18 protein-coding genes and 1 tRNA gene are annotated in these 14389 nt (G+C 60.2%); 8 read left to right on the top strand and 11 right to left on the bottom strand.

Annotated features, from left to right (window positions below):
- Positions 1-30 precede the first annotated feature (30 nt).
- From ACR0FB_RS02705 to ACR0FB_RS02685, 5 genes are all read left to right on the top strand, one after another.
- Positions 31-1095, top strand: a complete 1065-nt coding sequence (locus ACR0FB_RS02705; RefSeq protein WP_210092471.1) for an SPOR domain-containing protein — start codon at positions 31-33, stop codon at positions 1093-1095.
- Entirely contained in the window at positions 1092-2099 is a 1008-nt protein-coding gene (gene nagZ, locus ACR0FB_RS02700) for a beta-N-acetylhexosaminidase (protein WP_480619599.1), read from the top strand. Before ACR0FB_RS02705 ends, nagZ begins: the two co-directional genes overlap by 4 nt.
- Complete coding sequence (locus tag ACR0FB_RS02695) at positions 2089-2883, top strand: segregation and condensation protein A (RefSeq protein ID WP_171204907.1); 795 nt, start codon at positions 2089-2091, stop codon at positions 2881-2883. Before nagZ ends, ACR0FB_RS02695 begins: the two co-directional genes overlap by 11 nt.
- Positions 2876-3526: an SMC-Scp complex subunit ScpB gene (gene scpB, locus ACR0FB_RS02690; protein WP_171631878.1), complete on the top strand. Its 651-nt coding sequence runs from the start codon at positions 2876-2878 to the stop codon at positions 3524-3526. Before ACR0FB_RS02695 ends, scpB begins: the two co-directional genes overlap by 8 nt.
- 65 nt (positions 3527-3591) lie before the next feature.
- Entirely contained in the window at positions 3592-3807 is a 216-nt protein-coding gene (locus tag ACR0FB_RS02685) for a hypothetical protein (protein WP_171723108.1), read from the top strand.
- 3 nt (positions 3808-3810) lie between these two features.
- Here the strand turns inward: ACR0FB_RS02685 and ACR0FB_RS02680 are convergent, their stop codons facing one another.
- The 8 genes from ACR0FB_RS02680 to ACR0FB_RS02645 form a co-directional block, all read right to left on the bottom strand.
- Positions 3811-4890, bottom strand: a complete 1080-nt coding sequence (locus tag ACR0FB_RS02680; RefSeq protein ID WP_171723109.1) for a 2'-deoxycytidine 5'-triphosphate deaminase — start codon at positions 4888-4890, stop codon at positions 3811-3813.
- A 61-nt stretch (positions 4891-4951) separates the two neighbouring features.
- Positions 4952-5028, bottom strand: a tRNA-Pro gene (locus ACR0FB_RS02675).
- Positions 5029-5089: 61 nt separating this feature from the next.
- Complete coding sequence (locus tag ACR0FB_RS02670; protein WP_480619597.1) at positions 5090-5695, bottom strand: MerR family transcriptional regulator; 606 nt, start codon at positions 5693-5695, stop codon at positions 5090-5092.
- Between the two features lie 18 nt (positions 5696-5713).
- Entirely contained in the window at positions 5714-6016 is a 303-nt protein-coding gene (gene ihfA, locus ACR0FB_RS02665; protein ID WP_152458234.1) for an integration host factor subunit alpha, read from the bottom strand.
- A 96-nt stretch (positions 6017-6112) separates the two neighbouring features.
- A complete protein-coding gene (locus ACR0FB_RS02660; RefSeq protein WP_171723111.1) occupies positions 6113-7084 on the bottom strand; it encodes a beta-ketoacyl-ACP synthase III in 972 nt (323 codons plus the stop codon).
- A 21-nt stretch (positions 7085-7105) separates the two neighbouring features.
- Positions 7106-8194 (bottom strand): phosphate acyltransferase PlsX, encoded by a 1089-nt coding sequence (gene plsX, locus ACR0FB_RS02655; RefSeq protein ID WP_171631892.1) that lies wholly within the window; start codon positions 8192-8194, stop codon positions 7106-7108.
- 24 nt (positions 8195-8218) lie between these two features.
- Positions 8219-8425, bottom strand: coding sequence for a 50S ribosomal protein L32 (gene rpmF / locus ACR0FB_RS02650; protein WP_008756996.1), 207 nt, complete (start codon positions 8423-8425; stop codon positions 8219-8221).
- Between the two features lie 205 nt (positions 8426-8630).
- Positions 8631-9167, bottom strand: a complete 537-nt coding sequence (locus ACR0FB_RS02645; protein WP_210092469.1) for a YceD family protein — start codon at positions 9165-9167, stop codon at positions 8631-8633.
- Positions 9168-9252: 85 nt separating this feature from the next.
- On the opposite strand from ACR0FB_RS02645, the gene ACR0FB_RS02640 reads away from it, so the two are divergent.
- The 3 genes from ACR0FB_RS02640 (at position 9253) to ACR0FB_RS02630 (ending at position 12443) form a co-directional block, all read left to right on the top strand.
- Positions 9253-9726, top strand: coding sequence for an outer membrane protein assembly factor BamE (locus tag ACR0FB_RS02640; RefSeq protein ID WP_171631898.1), 474 nt, complete (start codon positions 9253-9255; stop codon positions 9724-9726).
- 84 nt (positions 9727-9810) lie between these two features.
- Positions 9811-10566: a GNAT family N-acetyltransferase gene (locus tag ACR0FB_RS02635; RefSeq protein WP_480619595.1), complete on the top strand. Its 756-nt coding sequence runs from the start codon at positions 9811-9813 to the stop codon at positions 10564-10566.
- 68 nt (positions 10567-10634) lie between these two features.
- On the top strand, positions 10635-12443 hold the full coding sequence (locus ACR0FB_RS02630) for an ABC-F family ATP-binding cassette domain-containing protein (RefSeq protein WP_480619593.1): 1809 nt from the start codon (positions 10635-10637) through the stop codon (positions 12441-12443).
- A gap of 121 nt (positions 12444-12564) precedes the next feature.
- Here ACR0FB_RS02630 and ACR0FB_RS02625 read toward each other — a convergent pair whose 3' ends face one another.
- From ACR0FB_RS02625 to ACR0FB_RS02615, 3 genes are all read right to left on the bottom strand, one after another.
- Positions 12565-12768 (bottom strand): hypothetical protein, encoded by a 204-nt coding sequence (locus ACR0FB_RS02625; RefSeq protein WP_480619591.1) that lies wholly within the window; start codon positions 12766-12768, stop codon positions 12565-12567.
- A 110-nt stretch (positions 12769-12878) separates the two neighbouring features.
- Complete coding sequence (locus tag ACR0FB_RS02620) at positions 12879-13433, bottom strand: sugar O-acetyltransferase (RefSeq protein WP_480619589.1); 555 nt, start codon at positions 13431-13433, stop codon at positions 12879-12881.
- A gap of 10 nt (positions 13434-13443) precedes the next feature.
- Complete coding sequence (locus ACR0FB_RS02615) at positions 13444-14199, bottom strand: 3-hydroxyacyl-CoA dehydrogenase (protein ID WP_480619587.1); 756 nt, start codon at positions 14197-14199, stop codon at positions 13444-13446.
- Positions 14200-14389: the final 190 nt, after the last annotated feature.

Here is a 14389-nt window from a genome sequence, read left to right as displayed (position 1 = left end):
TTCGGGCGCGAAGCGGGCAGTGAGGCGGACATGGCGAGTTACGATTTCTCGGGGCACCAAAGCCCCGGGCAGAATGATTACCCGAATCAAGCGCATTTCGAGGATGCGTATGACTATCCCGACGAGATGCAGGATTACGACGCGCCGCGCGGCGCGTTCGGACTGGGGCGGGCGGTCAATTTCCTGGGGGCTGTCGCATCGTTGGCACTGGTCGCCGGCGTCGGTATCTGGGGATACAAGCTTGTCATGCGGGATGTCAGCGGCGTGCCGGTCGTGCGTGCGGCCGAAGGGCCGATGCGGGTGCAGCCCGAAAACCCGGGCGGAACACCGGCCGATCATCAGGGCTTGGCCGTCAATGCCGTGGCCGCCAAGGGCAGTGCTGCCGCCCCGGCGGATCGTCTGATCCTTGCGCCGCGGCCGGTCTCGTTGACGGATGAAGACGTACCTGCCGCTGATCTGAAGCCGACACCGGCGCTGCATGTCGTGGAAAAGCCGATTTCAACCCAGGAAGCCGCCCGATTGCGCCAGAACGCAGTGGATGCGCTGGTTGCGGAATTGGCTGGTGAAGCAGCCAAAACGCAGCAAAACGCTGAGGATGGCGTGCAGGTGGCATCGCTGACCACCCCCGAGGAAGAACCCGCAATTGACCCGGCCGATTTCGCAGCCGCCTTGCCGGACCCGGCCATTGCCGCGCTGCCGGGCGTGCGCCGGTCCTTGCGCCCCTTGACCCGCCCGGCACGCGCCTCACGCAGCCGGGTGTCGCCAAGTGAGAATTCCGAAGACGCTATCAATGCTGCGGTGAAGGCTGCGGTTGGGTTGGATGTTGATCCTGATACGCTGGCGAAAGGCACGCGTCTGGCGCAGCTTGGGGCCTATGACAGCGTTCAGGTTGCCCAAACGGAATGGGATCGCCTGAACGGGAAGTTCAGCGAATATATGGCCGGAAAACAGCGCGTTATTCAGAAGACCTCAAGCGGTGGGCGCACCTTTTACCGCCTGCGCGTGCTGGGCTTTGAAGACCTGAGCGACTCGCGCCAGTTTTGTGCCGCGCTTGTTGCGCAAGGGGCTGATTGTATCCCGGTGGCAGTCAGGTGAAGTACGGTGCCGCGATCACCGATGCAGAGGGCCTGAGCCTGACGCAAGAGGAAAAAGACTTGTTTCGGCAGATGAACCCGTTCGGGTTCATTCTGTTCGCCCGTAACATCGACCACGCGGATCAGGTGCGCGCCTTGTGTGATGATTTCCGCGAGGCTGTCGGGCGCAATTGCCCGATCACCATCGATCAGGAAGGTGGCCGCGTGCAGCGCCTGCGGGCGCCGCTGGCCCGCGAATGGCTGCCTCCGTTGGATCACGTGGCCAATGCCGCCGAGCAGGCCGAGCGCGCCATGTATCTGAGGTACCGCCTGATTGCCGATGAATTGTTTGGTCTGGGCATCGACAGCAACTGTGCGCCCATGGTGGATGTCGCGCGTCCCGAGACGCACAAGTTTCTGAAGAACCGCTGTTATGACGCTGATCCTGAACGCGTTTCCAGAATTGGCAAAGCCGTGGCGCAGGGTCATCTGGATGGCGGTGTGTTGCCGGTGCTCAAACACATTCCGGGCCATGGACGCGCCACGTTGGACAGCCACCATGACTTGCCGCATGTGGATCTGCCCCTGGATGAGCTTGAGCGCAGCGATTTCGTGCCGTTCCGGGCCTTGAACGACCTGCCGATGGGGATGACTGCGCATTTGGTCTATGACCGGATTGACCCGCAACCTGCCACAATCTCGGCAACCATGATGGATGTGATCCGCGACAGGATTGGCTTCGGCGGGCTGATCATGACCGATGACATCGGGATGAAGGCGCTCAGCGGAACGCCCGCTGAGGTGTCGCGGCAAGCCATAAGCGCGGGCTGTGACGTCGTTCTACACTGCAACGGAAGCTTTGCCGAGCGCGCCGAGGTGCTGGAAGCTGCCGGGGAAATGTCCGATGTGGCACAGGCCCGCGCAGAACGGGCGCTGGCGATGCGCAAAGCTCCGCAGGAACTTGACATCCCTGCCGTCGAGGCGGAACTATCTGCCCTAATGGGCGGGCAGGTATATGAACGATAATCTTTTCAGCGAAGACCCTGTCTCGGTCGCAGATCGTCTTGCGGCCGAAGCGCTGATTGTTGATGTCGATGGGTTCGAAGGCCCGCTGGACGTTCTTCTGACCCTGTCGCGCACGCAGAAGGTCGACCTTCGGAAAATCTCGGTTCTGGCGCTGGCGCAGCAATACCTTGCCTTTGTCGAAAAGGCGCGGGCGCTGCGGATCGAACTGGCCGCCGACTATCTGGTGATGGCGGCCTGGCTGGCCTTTTTGAAATCCCGCCTGCTGTTGCCGCCAGATCCGGATGACGAAGGACCATCGGGTGAGGAACTGGCCGCACATCTGGCGTTTCAGTTGGAACGTTTGCAGGCGATGCGCGATGCGGCTGCGCGGTTGATGGCGCGCGATCAGCTGGGACGGGATTTCTTCAAACGCGGGCAGGGCGAAGATATCACCCGGATCCGCACCGTCACCTATTCCGCCACGCTGCTGGATCTGATGCAGGGCTATGCCCGCATCCGCACCCGTGATGAATTCCGCCCGTTTGTGATGGACCGCGATTCGGTATTCACCATGGAACAGGCACTGGAACGGATGCGCCCGCTGATCGGGTTTGCCGGGACATGGACCGACATGGAAACTTACCTGCCCGACGGCTGGGATTCCGACCCGGTACGGCGCAGGTCGGCAACGGCGGCGACCTTTGCGGCCTCGTTGGAACTGGTGAAAGAAGGACATATGGAAATCAAGCAGAGCGAGACATTCGCTCCGATCCAATTGCGCAAGAGGACCGAAACACGTGACTGATGCCCCTGAAGAGACCGGTACGCTGTTCGAGGCGCCTCCGCTGGCAGAGCAGGAGCGTATGGTCGAAGCCGTTCTGTTCGCCAGCGCCGAGCCGGTGACGATTGCGGATCTTGAGGCGCGGATGCCCCATGGCAGCGACGCGGCGCAAGCGGTTGAATTGCTTCAGAAACGGTATGAGGGGCGTGGCGTGCGCGTTGTGCGTGTAGGGGACGCCTGGGCCATCCGCACGGCCCCTGATCTGGGCTTTCTGATGCAGAAGGAAACGGTCGAGACGCGCAAACTCAGCCGCGCTGCGATCGAAACTCTGGCCATCGTGGCCTATCACCAACCCTGCACACGGGCCGAGATCGAGGAAATCCGGGGCGTGTCGGTCTCGCGCGGGACCATCGATCAGTTGCTTGAGATGGAGTGGATCAAGCTGGGCCGCCGCCGCATGACGCCGGGCCGTCCGGTGACGTTTGTGGTGACGCCTGAGTTTCTGGATCATTTTGGCCTGGAGAACGCGCGCGACCTGCCAGGCCTGAAAGAACTGCGCGCCGCGGGATTGTTGGAGAATCGGCCCCCTCCGGGTGCGATCCCTTTGGGCGAAGGGCGCGAGGACGAAGTTGATGAAGACCAGAGCGAGTTGTTCGAAGAAGATTGATCGAACAGCCCTTTTGTTGCCGCATAAAGCGTCTATCTTTGAGCGTGCGGACGCGGAGTTGAGCGATGAATGCAAACCGGATCATCGACATGATTGTGCGCCAGGTCATGCGCCGTCTGGTCAACAAAGGTGTGAACAAGGGTATCGATCTGGCCAGCCGAAAGGGCGGCGGATCCGGCACATCGAATGGGCCCGGAAAAACCAGTGCACCGCGACATGCGCAGAACCTCAGGCACGCACAGCGCGTGACCCGTCAAATGCGCCGGTTCATGAAGTTCTAGGGGTCAGCTTGCGGCTTTGAAGTGCTTTGACAGTTTCAGGCCCTGACCCTGATAGTTCGAGGCAATGCCCGCACCATAAAGCTGCGTCGGCATTTCAGCCATTTTCTCATAGACCAGACGCCCGACGACCTGTCCGTGTTCCAGCACGAATGGCGCTTCGTGGCAGCGCACCTCAAGCACGCCACGGGAACCGGCCCCCCCGGCAGCGGCATGGCCAAAACCGGGATCGAAGAACCCTGCATAGTGCACTCTGAACTCACCAACCATCGCCAGATAGGGCGCCATTTCAGCCGCGAACATCGGTGGTATGTGCACCGCCTCGCGGCTGACAAGGATATAGAACGCGCCGGGGTCCAGGATGATGCAACCATCTTTGGTGCGCACCTCTTCCCAATAGTCTTGCGGATCGTATTCACCGATTCGATCCAGATCGATCACCCCGGTATGAGGTTTGGCGCGATAGCCCACCAGATCGGTCTCGGGCAGTTGCAGGTCGACCGAAAAGCCCAGACCGTCCTGAATGACGGCAGGTCCGTCCACAAGCGGAGATTCGGCATGCAAGGACCTCAGTTCCGCGTCGGACAATACGGCCTGACCCTGGCGGAAACGAATCTGATTCAGACGCATCCCGGGACGAACCAGAACCGAGAACGAGCGCGGGCAGATTTCGGCATAAAGTGGGCCTGTGTAACCTGCGGGCACGCGGTCGAACTCGGTGCCGCCATCAGTGATCGTCCGCGTCAGAAGGTCCAGCCGCCCGGTCGAGCTTTTGGCGTTGGCCACGGCGCTCATGCTGTCGGGCAGGGCAAGCGATTCCATCAGGGGCACCAGATAGACGCAGCCCTTTTCCAGAACCGCGCCATCCGAGATATCGATGCGGTGCATCTCAAACTCGGTCAAGCGATCCGTGACAGTCCGGCCTTCGCCCGCAAGAAACGAGGCGCGTACACGGTAAGCCACTGTTCCCAGTCGTAAATCAAGGCTGGCAGGTTGAATCTGGGCAGGCAGAACCTCTGGGTCGGCGGTGATCTCACCGCGCGCGATCATCGCCTCTAGCTGTTGGTTTGGGCAAACACCTGTCATCTCGATCCCCCCTGGTGCCAGAGCGGGATCTGGCCTGTATGCCATAAACGTCGGTGTAATTTGGTCGGGCTAGCAGGACTCGAACCTGCGACCTTCCGTCCCCCAGACGGACGCGCTACCAGGCTGCGCCATAGCCCGACGTTGGGGTGTTCATAAAGATTTTCCCGGCAGGGGCAAGAGGAAATCAATGCCTTTTGTCCTAACCCGTCGCCTGTGTTTCAACCCGGTCCAGCCAGCGGCGCAGATCTTTTGCAATCGGTGCGATGCGCCGCAGCAGGTCGTCATCAAAATCTGTCTGTTTCCACGCAAGCGACGCGATTCCACCCATCAAGGGCGCGGCATCCAGTTCGGGCTCTGGCTCCGGCTGTGACGCGTCAGAGGCGCGTGCGTTTGTCTGCGCATCGTCCTTACCGGTTGGCTGGATCGGGTCGCGCAGATCCATGCGAATCTGTTCCGTGGCGGCGGCGGGCTTTGGTTCGAACGGCACCACGGTGTCCTGGGCAGGCGCAATCGGGGCTGGGCCGGGATCGTCCAGGGAAGGGGACAGCGCCGCGACATGTGCGACGCCTTGTTCGCGCAGGATACGCTGGACACCTTTGATCGTGATTCCGTCTTCGTGGAGCAGTTTTTTGATCCCGCCCAAAAGACGCATATCATTTGGGCGATAATATCTGCGCCCACCTGCGCGTTTGACGGGCTTTACCTGCGTGAACCGGCTTTCCCAGAAACGCAGAACATGAGCCTGAACACCGAGCCAGTCCGCAACTTCGCTTATGGTGCGAAAGGCATCGGGGGACTTACTCATAACCTGGACGTCCTGAACTTACTTGCGGTTCCCGGCTGCGACGCGATCTTTCATCAGATGCGACGGGCGGAAAGTCAGCACACGGCGCGGCTGAATCGGGACTTCTTCGCCGGTTTTGGGGTTGCGACCGACACGGGCGGTCTTGTCGCGAACACTGAATGTGCCGAAAGACGAGATCTTCACCTGTTCACCACGCACCAAGGCGTCGGACATGTGGTTCAGAACGCTTTCAACCAGCTGCGCACTTTCGTTCCGTGACAGACCTACCTCACGAAAGACGGCTTCGCTCAGGTCCATTCGAGTCAGTGTTTTGTCGCCCATGCTAATTCCCCTGTTGCTATTGAAGCATATGGGTATGGCAAATTCGCTGTCAATATCAATGAATTGCGGGCGGCTGTGTAAGCCGGTTTGCGCCGGTTACCAGCGCAGAACCACTGCGCCCCAGGCCAGACCGCCGCCAATGGCTTCGGTCACGATCAGATCACCCGGCTTGATCTGTCCGCGCTGCTTGCCCACGGACAGGGCCAATGGGATGGATGCGGCCGAGGTGTTTCCGTGATCCTGAACGGTCACAACCACGTTTTCCATCGGCAGGTTCATTTTTTTGGCGGTGCCCTGAATGATGCGGATATTGGCCTGATGCGGCACGATCCAATCCACGTCGGAATTGCCCAGCCCCGCTCGTTCCAACGCTGTTTCCGCTGTTTTTGTAAGCTTTTCAACGGCATGGCGGAAAACCTGATTGCCCTGCATACGCAGATGTCCGGTGGATTGTGTCGAAACGCCGCCATCGACATAGAGAAGATCCTTGTAGCGCCCGTCCGAATTCAGGTCGGTTGCCAGAATACCGCGGTCCTCGGCGGTGCCTTTGCCCTCTTGGGCCTCCAGCACCACTGCACCGGCGCCATCGCCGAAAAGAACACAGGTGGACCGATCGGTCCAATCCATGATCCGTGAGAAAGTCTCGGCCCCGATCACCAGCACGCGTTTGGCCTGACCTGAAACAATCAACGCATTTGCGTTGGACAGTGCAAAAACGAATCCGGCGCAAACAGCCTGCACGTCAAAGGCAAAACCCTTGGTCATGCCCAGCCGTGCCTGAACCATGGTGGCGGCCGAAGGAAAGGTCAGATCCGCCGTTGACGTCGCCAGTACGATTGCGTCAATATCATCCGCCGTCAGGCCTGCGTCGGCCAGCGCAGCTTGGGCGGCATTGGTGGCCAGATCGGATGTCGTCTCGTCCTCGGCTGCAAAATGGCGGCGTTCGATCCCCGAGCGGGTCTTTATCCATTCGTCGGTTGTGTCCAGGGTTTTTTCAAACTCGGAATTGGGGACAACGCGCTCAGGCAAATAATGCCCGACACCTACTACAACTGAACGGCCTGCCATTTTCCGGTACTGCCTTTTTTGTTATTTATCTGTTTGCGGCGCTGATTGCGCGGCATCTTGTGCAAGCTGGGCAGTGGATGCAACCCGCGCAGCCAATTTTTCGGAAAAGCCGGACTGCGCCAAAGTGAAGGCCAGTTTGATTGCAGCTGACACGCCTGTCGCGTCAGCGCCGCCGTGGGATTTCACCACGGTGCCGTTCAGCCCCAGAAACACACCACCATTCACGCGTCGCGGGTCGATCCGTTTCTTCAAACGGTTCAGCGACGTGATAGCCAGAATCGAGGCCAATCGGGATAGCGGGGAGTATTTGAACGCTTGCCGCAGCAGGTCGCCGATCAGGCTTGCCGTACCTTCGCCGGTCTTGATCGCGACGTTGCCGGTAAAGCCATCGGTTACAATGACATCCGCCTTGTCACCGGGGATGTCGCTGCCTTCGACGAAACCCACGAAATCGAAATTCGCCTGTTCCGCGAAGCCCGCGATCATCGAGTGCGCCTCTTTCAGTTCGGCGCGTCCCTTGTGTTCTTCAGTGCCGACATTCAGCAGCCCGATCCGAGGGCGGTTCAGGGCCAAACCGTTGCGCGCGTAAGAGGCGCCCATCAGGGCGTATTGCAGCAAGTCCTTGGCGTCGGCGCGCACATCTGCGCCGACATCCAGCATCACGTTGAACCCCTGAGGGTTGCGCGAGGGCCACAGTATCGCGATGGCCGGTCGGTTCACGCCCGGTAGTTTGCGCAGGCGCATCATCGACAGGGCCATCAGCGCACCGGTATTGCCGCAGGACACCGCGCCATGTGCTTCGCCCTGGCGTACCGCTTCCAGCGTGGACCACATCGAGGTCTCTTTGCCGTTGCGCACGACCTGACTGGGTTTGTCCTCCATCGTGACCACGCCCGAGCAATCACGAAAAACGACGCGCCCCTCAAGGACACGCCGTTTGGCGACAAGCTTGCGCAATACCTGTTCGGGCCCGTGCAGCAAGAACCTGATGTTCGGGTTCTTGTCGGCCGATTTCGCAAGACCGGCAACAACGACAGAGGGACCTGCGTCCCCACCCATAGCGTCGACCGAGATGGTTATCCGTCCGGCGTGCGTGGGCTGTTCAGTCATGCCTTGGTCTGCGCTCGATCAGGCTTAGGCTGCGTCTTCGTCCAGATCGATTTCATCGGCCTGAGCGACGACTTCGCGATCATCATAGTGGCCGCAGGATGCACAAACGTGGTGTGGGCGCTTCAGCTCGCCGCAGTTCGGGCATTCGTTCGGGTTTGCAGCAACCAGAGCGTCGTGTGCGCGGCGGTTGTTGCGACGCGACTTGGAAACTTTGTTCTGTTGGACGGCCATGGTCTCAACCTTTGTCTGACTGGGGGTCGCAGATTCGCTGCCGACCCGGGTTTCGTAGTTCGTTTATCGTGGTTTGACGCGCGTTTAGGCGACGGGCCCCGCAATGTCCAACCCTAAATCCGATGAGCGCGCGAAAATACTGCGATTCTCGGTATGTTCAAGCGATTTTTCTGACCGCCTGCTATGACAGGAAATCTGCGTTCTGTCACTCGTCTTTTTTGAGCGTATCGCGCAATCCTGCCAATCCGGCGAAAGGTTTGGCGTCTTCGTCGGTCATCGCCGGTTTTCCGGGTTCGGTATAGTCTGCCTGACCCAGTTCCGCACCCTCCTTGCGCGGGTATTGTGGCAGGGCCAGCGACAGCGCCTCGACCATCACTAATGCGGGGTCGATTTCCGGGCCCAAGGGCTCGGATTCGTCATCCTGCGGAATTTCGAACTCGGGTTCATCGGGGTCGGTCCAATCGGCCAGAAAGGTGCGATGCACGGAAATGTCGATCCGGGTCGTGACCGGCTCGAGCGTCACGACACAGGGTTGGATCACGGTTGCACCGAGTTTGCCGTTGAGAACCCAGTCGCGCTTGCCCTGTGCGCGAAGCTCGCCGGAAAAGCTGAGTTTGCGCAGCCCTAGCAGCCCCAGATCCTGCCTGATCTCATCCAATTCGGCGCTTGCGGGGCGCAGTTCAAAGGGTGTCGGGGCGTTCTGGGGCAGGTCAGCCACCCGAAATGATGTAACGTTGCCCATTCGTGAGCCTTTCTATGTGTTGAACCGTGGCAGCGGTTTCTGTAATCGGATAGAAGCCGCAAGAGGCCAAGGCAAGAGGGTGTGCATGTTGAAGGTAGTGAACCGGTTGAAACCAGCGACGAAATCGCTTGTGTTTGTTGCCTGTCTGGCTGCGGCCGGGGCCTGTACGCCGATCTACAAGAATCACGGCTATGTGCCTCCGGCCGAGGAACTGGCCGAAATCAAAGTGGGCGTCGATACGCGTGACAGCGTGGAAGAAGCCATCGGCGCACCGGGTGCGTCCGGGGTCGTGCGGGATACGGGCTATTACTATGTCCGCTCGCGGGTCCGCCATTACGGCCCGAAACGGCCCGAAGTGGTGGCGCGCGAACTGGTCGCCATCAGCTTTGATCAGCGTGGAGTGGTCAGAAACATCGAGCGTTTTGGCTTGGAAGACGGCATCGTGATTCCGCTGGAACGCCGTGTGACCGATTCCAACGTTCAGGACAAAGGCTTCCTGCGTCAGCTGTTGGGCAATATCGGCAACTTCAACCCGGCCAATATTCCTGGCGCCAACTGATCGCGGCGGAACCTTGCGTTGGTCACAAGGCGGTCACATGTCTTGTGTTAACGGTGTCGTGCCGACACTCGTGGGTCGGCACCCATGGAGGACGCGACCGTGGCGGCGGCAGTTATGTTAAGCAAGGGGCGCTATCGCGCCCGTATGGCGGAATCGGCCGAGGATATCAGGGCCGCACAAAGCCTGCGGACATTGGCATTCGGCACCCGGCAACCGGACATTGACGCTTTTGACGCGCAATGCAGCCATGTCCTGGTTGAAAATATGCGATCCGCCGGGCAGTTGGTCTGCTGCTTTCGGATGCTGACAATGGAACATGGCGGTGAAATCGGACGCAGCTATTCAGCACAGTTCTACGACCTGAGCTCGTTGGCAGGGTTCAGTGGCCGCATGGTCGAGATGGGCAGGTTTTGCGTTCATCCGGGCCTGAACGATCCTGACATTCTGCGTGTCGCCTGGGGTGCAATGACGTCCTATGTCGATCAACACAATGTTCAGATGCTGTTTGGATGTTCGTCCTTTGCCGGGACCGAAACCGGGCGATACCTTGATGCCTTTGCGATGCTCAAACATCGCCACCTGGCCCCGAAACGGTGGTTGCCGCGGGTCAAGGCTCCGGACGTGTTCCGCTTTGCCGCACGTCTGCGGCGCCGGCCGGATGCGAAAAAGGCCATGTCGCGCATGCCGCCCCTGTTGCGAACCTATCTGATGATGGGGGGGTGGGTGAGTGATCACGCGGTTGTGGATCGTCACATGAACACGTTGCATGTGTTTACCGGGCTTGAAATCGGGGCGATCCCGCCGGCCCGAAGACGCCTGTTTCGGGCATTGGCCGTTTAAGGTGAGTATTTCCGAAAAGGTGAAAACAGGGCGTTGACGCAGTGTGGCCGCCGGTTTAGCTGGCGGGCATGGCGAGAATTCCTTTGTTGCAGATGTCCGGCATATCCCTGACTTTCGGGGGCGAACCGGTGTTTTCCGAACTGGATCTGGTGGTACAGCCCGGAGACCGCGTGGCGCTGGTTGGGCGCAACGGATCGGGCAAATCCACGCTGATGAAAGTGATGGCCGGCCTGGTCGAGGCTGACCGCGGTGAAATTGTCGTGCCGCCCGGAAAATCCGTGGGCTATATGGAGCAGGACCCGACGATGGAGGGCTTTGCCACCCTGGGCGACTATGCGTCGAGCGGGTTGGAGCCGGGGGAGCTCTACAAGGTTGAACGGGCGGGTGCGGGGCTGAAATTCGATCCTGCGCGCGCCGTTGAGACTGCTTCGGGTGGTGAGCGGCGGCGGGCGGCATTGGCCAAGCTGATGGCCGAGGCACCGGACCTGATGCTGCTGGACGAACCGACCAATCATCTGGATATCGAAGCCATCGCGTGGCTGGAGCGCGAGCTTGGGTCGACACGAGCGGCGTTTGTGCTGATCTCGCACGACCGGGCCTTTTTACGGGCACTGACGCGGGCGACACTTTGGATTGATCGGGGTGCTGTCCGACGGCAGGAGCAAGGTTTTGACGCGTTCGAAGCTTGGCGGGACAAGATCTGGGAAGAAGAAGACCAGCAGCGTCACAAGCTGAACCGTCTGATCAAGTCCGAGGCCAAATGGGCGGTTGAGGGCATTAGCGCCCGACGCAAACGCAATCAGGGCCGGGTGCGGGCCCTACAGGCGCTGCGGGCCGAAAAGGCGGCACAGATCAAGCGTCAGGGTTCCGCTGCGATGACGCTGGAGGCCGGGCCAAAATCGGGCCGCAAGGTGATCGAGGCCAAAGGGCTGGCCAAAGGGTTCGGCGACAAGCAGATCGTTCGGAATTTTGATCTTCTGGTGCAGCGCGGTGATCGTGTGGCCTTTGTCGGGCCGAACGGGGTCGGCAAGACGACCTTGCTGAAGATGCTTCTGGGGCAGGTGGAGCCGGACGAAGGTTCGGTGTCGCTGGGCACCAATCTTGAGGTCGCGGTGTTCGATCAGACCCGCGCGCAACTGGACCCCGAGATGAGCTTGTGGGACAGCCTGACCGGCGACCCGGATATGCGGGTTTCCGGCAAGGCCGATCAGGTGATGGTTGGCGGGCAGCCCAAACATGTCGTGGGCTATCTCAAGGAATTCCTGTTTGACGAGCGGCAGGCAAGGGCGGCTGTCAAATCCTTGTCGGGTGGGGAAAAGGCTCGGTTGCTGCTGGCCAAGTTGATGGCGAAATCTTCCAATCTTCTGGTGCTGGACGAACCGACCAACGATCTGGATGTCGAAACGCTGGATCTATTGCAGGAACTGCTGGACGACTACGATGGAACGGTTCTGCTGGTCAGCCACGACCGGGATTTTCTGGACCGCGTTGCAACGACGACCATCGCGATGGAAGGCAACGGGCGGGCGACCGTCTATGCCGGCGGCTGGTCCGACTATATTGCGCAGCGGGGCGAAGTTTCCGAGAAAAAAGACATCAAGACAAAGCTTTCCAAGCCGAAGGTGAAGCAGGAAGCAAAAGCCAGATCGGGATTATCCTTTTCCCAGAAGCACCGTCTGGAAAAGCTGCCGGCCGAGATTGAACGGCTGGAGGCCGAGATTGCAAAGCTCGAAGAATTGATGTCCGACCCCGAGCTGTTTACCCGCGAGCCGGTCAAGTTCCAGAAAGCGTCCGAGGCGCTTGTCGAACGGCAAGACAAGTTGTCGGCGGCCGAAGAGGAATGGCTGACACTGGAAGAGAAGGCACAGGCTGAGTAGACGCCAACTGCGCGCGCCTTATCAGGCGGCGTTTAAAAGTTGCTGAAAGCCGAGTTTCGCCTGCTGCTTCGGTTTTGCCGGGGACCGGGCCAGCCGATCCGCGCCATTTCGTTCAGCTTGATTAGGCTGCGACCCCGTCGATCGTTTTCATGCAAGTGGCGAGATGAAGCGCGTTCAAATGCGTCTGCCACGGTTCGCGGCTGTTCCAAATTGCATGGAAGGCAACGACACCAGGATATGTCGCAACCATATGCGGGTCGTTTTGGGTGCATTCTTCTTCGGCGTAGGCGATGTCTCTTTCGAGTTCGGCGCAGTCGAAATCCACCTTGCCCGGGCGCCCCTCCTTGGGGACACGTTGACCCGGCGCGGCCTGATCAAAAAAACAGGCGCTACGCCCCGCGAACAAGACCCTGGTGGATTGGCGGAAGAGCAGGGTTATCGGCCGGCGCGTATCGGCCGGGCAGGGTTTCCAACCACGGTCTCGCCGGCGGGAACGTCTTTTGTCACCACGCTGCCCGCACCGATGATGGCATGGTTGCCGATCGTAACGCCCGGCATGATGATTGCGGCCCCGCCGATCCAGACGTTGTCGCCGACCCTGACAGGGTGGGCAACTTCGAGGCCCTGAGCGCGCAAGGCAGGATCTTTCGCGTGTTCGGCGCAATAGATCTGCACCGCAGGTCCAAGCATCGTGTCATTCCCAATCGTCACCGGCGCGGTGTCGAGCACGACACAGCCTGCGTTGAAAAACACGCGGTCTCCCAACGACAGGTTTATTCCGTAGGCACAGTGAAACGGAGCCTCGAGAAAGCTATCCTGACCAAAGCCCGCGAACAGGGCTGCCAGTTCCGGCGCGATGGCCCCACGGGCATCCGGCGGGCATGTGTTATGGGCATGAACGGCCCGGCGCGATTCGGCGCGGAGCGCATCCAGTTCCGGGTCAAGGCAGCAATACCATTCACCCGCTTCCATTTTCTGCCGCTCGGTCATGAGCCCCGGTTTAGCGCATACGCAGGGCACCGTCGATGCGGATGACCTCACCGTTCAGATAGCCCATCTCGACGATAAAGCCGGCCAGTCGTCCGTATTCATGCGGATCGCCAAGGCGGGCAGGGTTCGGGACGTCGGCGGCAAGCTGTTGTTGCACCTCTTCGGGCAGGCCCGCCAGCATCGGGGTCATGAAAACGCCCGGCGCAATGGTCATGACGCGAATGCCGGTCGAGGCCAGGTCGCGGGCCATCGGCAGCGTCATGCCCACGACGCCGCCCTTCGAGGCCGCATAGGCCGCCTGACCCTTTTGCCCGTCATACGCAGCGATCGAGGCGGTGTTGATGATCACCCCGCGTGCCCCGTCTGGTTCGGGTTCATTCTTTGCCATTTCGGCAGCGGCCAGCCGGGACACGTTGAAGGTGCCAACCAGATTGATGTCGATCGTACGCTGGAAAGCATCCAGAGGGTGAGGGCCATCCTTGCCGACGGTCTTGATACCATAGGCGATACCGGCGCAATTCACCGTGGCCGTGATCTTGCCCATCTTGTCCATGCCATGGCGCACGGCTGCGGCCACCGACTCTTCGTCGGTTACATCCGTTTGCGCGAAATGCCCGCCAATCTCGGCGGCGACCTGTGCGCCACGATCCGCATCACGATCCAGAATGGTGACCTGCGCGCCTTCCGAGGCGAAGTGGCGTGCCGTGGCTTCGCCAAGACCGGATGCGCCTCCGGTAATGAGGGCGGCAGTGGTGGACAGGTGCATGGTGAACTCCTCCCAAGGATATGAACACTTGTTCAATAACTGCATTTTGGGGCCAGAGTCCACATATTTGAGAAGGCAGGAACTTGGTTGGCGGGTAGGGTCCTTGGCCCCGATTTTTCGGCCGATCCTCAACAATACTTAATGCCGACTTCACGAAAACGCGCCTGTTCGTGAGCGAAGAACTCGGCGC

It is taken from the genome of Ruegeria sp. P10, from assembly GCF_056534925.1.
This window is presented reverse-complemented; position numbering and strand designations above follow the sequence as displayed.

Coding starts and splice junctions, on each gene's coding strand:
- ihfA (WP_152458234.1), bottom strand. CDS start 6,016: ATGGGCGACAAAACACTGACTCGAATGGACCTGAGCGAAGCCGTCTTT.
- ACR0FB_RS02680 (WP_171723109.1), bottom strand. CDS start 4,890: ATGACAGGTGTTTGCCCAAACCAACAGCTAGAGGCGATGATCGCGCGC.
- rpmF (WP_008756996.1), bottom strand. CDS start 8,425: ATGGCCGTCCAACAGAACAAAGTTTCCAAGTCGCGTCGCAACAACCGC.
- ACR0FB_RS02635 (WP_480619595.1), top strand. CDS start 9,811: ATGGAGGACGCGACCGTGGCGGCGGCAGTTATGTTAAGCAAGGGGCGC.
- plsX (WP_171631892.1), bottom strand. CDS start 8,194: ATGACTGAACAGCCCACGCACGCCGGACGGATAACCATCTCGGTCGAC.
- ACR0FB_RS02685 (WP_171723108.1), top strand. CDS start 3,592: ATGAATGCAAACCGGATCATCGACATGATTGTGCGCCAGGTCATGCGC.
- ACR0FB_RS02640 (WP_171631898.1), top strand. CDS start 9,253: ATGTTGAAGGTAGTGAACCGGTTGAAACCAGCGACGAAATCGCTTGTG.
- ACR0FB_RS02695 (WP_171204907.1), top strand. CDS start 2,089: ATGAACGATAATCTTTTCAGCGAAGACCCTGTCTCGGTCGCAGATCGT.
- ACR0FB_RS02630 (WP_480619593.1), top strand. CDS start 10,635: ATGGCGAGAATTCCTTTGTTGCAGATGTCCGGCATATCCCTGACTTTC.
- ACR0FB_RS02615 (WP_480619587.1), bottom strand. CDS start 14,199: ATGCACCTGTCCACCACTGCCGCCCTCATTACCGGAGGCGCATCCGGT.
- ACR0FB_RS02670 (WP_480619597.1), bottom strand. CDS start 5,695: ATGAGTAAGTCCCCCGATGCCTTTCGCACCATAAGCGAAGTTGCGGAC.
- ACR0FB_RS02620 (WP_480619589.1), bottom strand. CDS start 13,433: ATGACCGAGCGGCAGAAAATGGAAGCGGGTGAATGGTATTGCTGCCTT.
- ACR0FB_RS02660 (WP_171723111.1), bottom strand. CDS start 7,084: ATGGCAGGCCGTTCAGTTGTAGTAGGTGTCGGGCATTATTTGCCTGAG.
- ACR0FB_RS02705 (WP_210092471.1), top strand. CDS start 31: ATGGCGAGTTACGATTTCTCGGGGCACCAAAGCCCCGGGCAGAATGAT.
- ACR0FB_RS02645 (WP_210092469.1), bottom strand. CDS start 9,167: ATGGGCAACGTTACATCATTTCGGGTGGCTGACCTGCCCCAGAACGCC.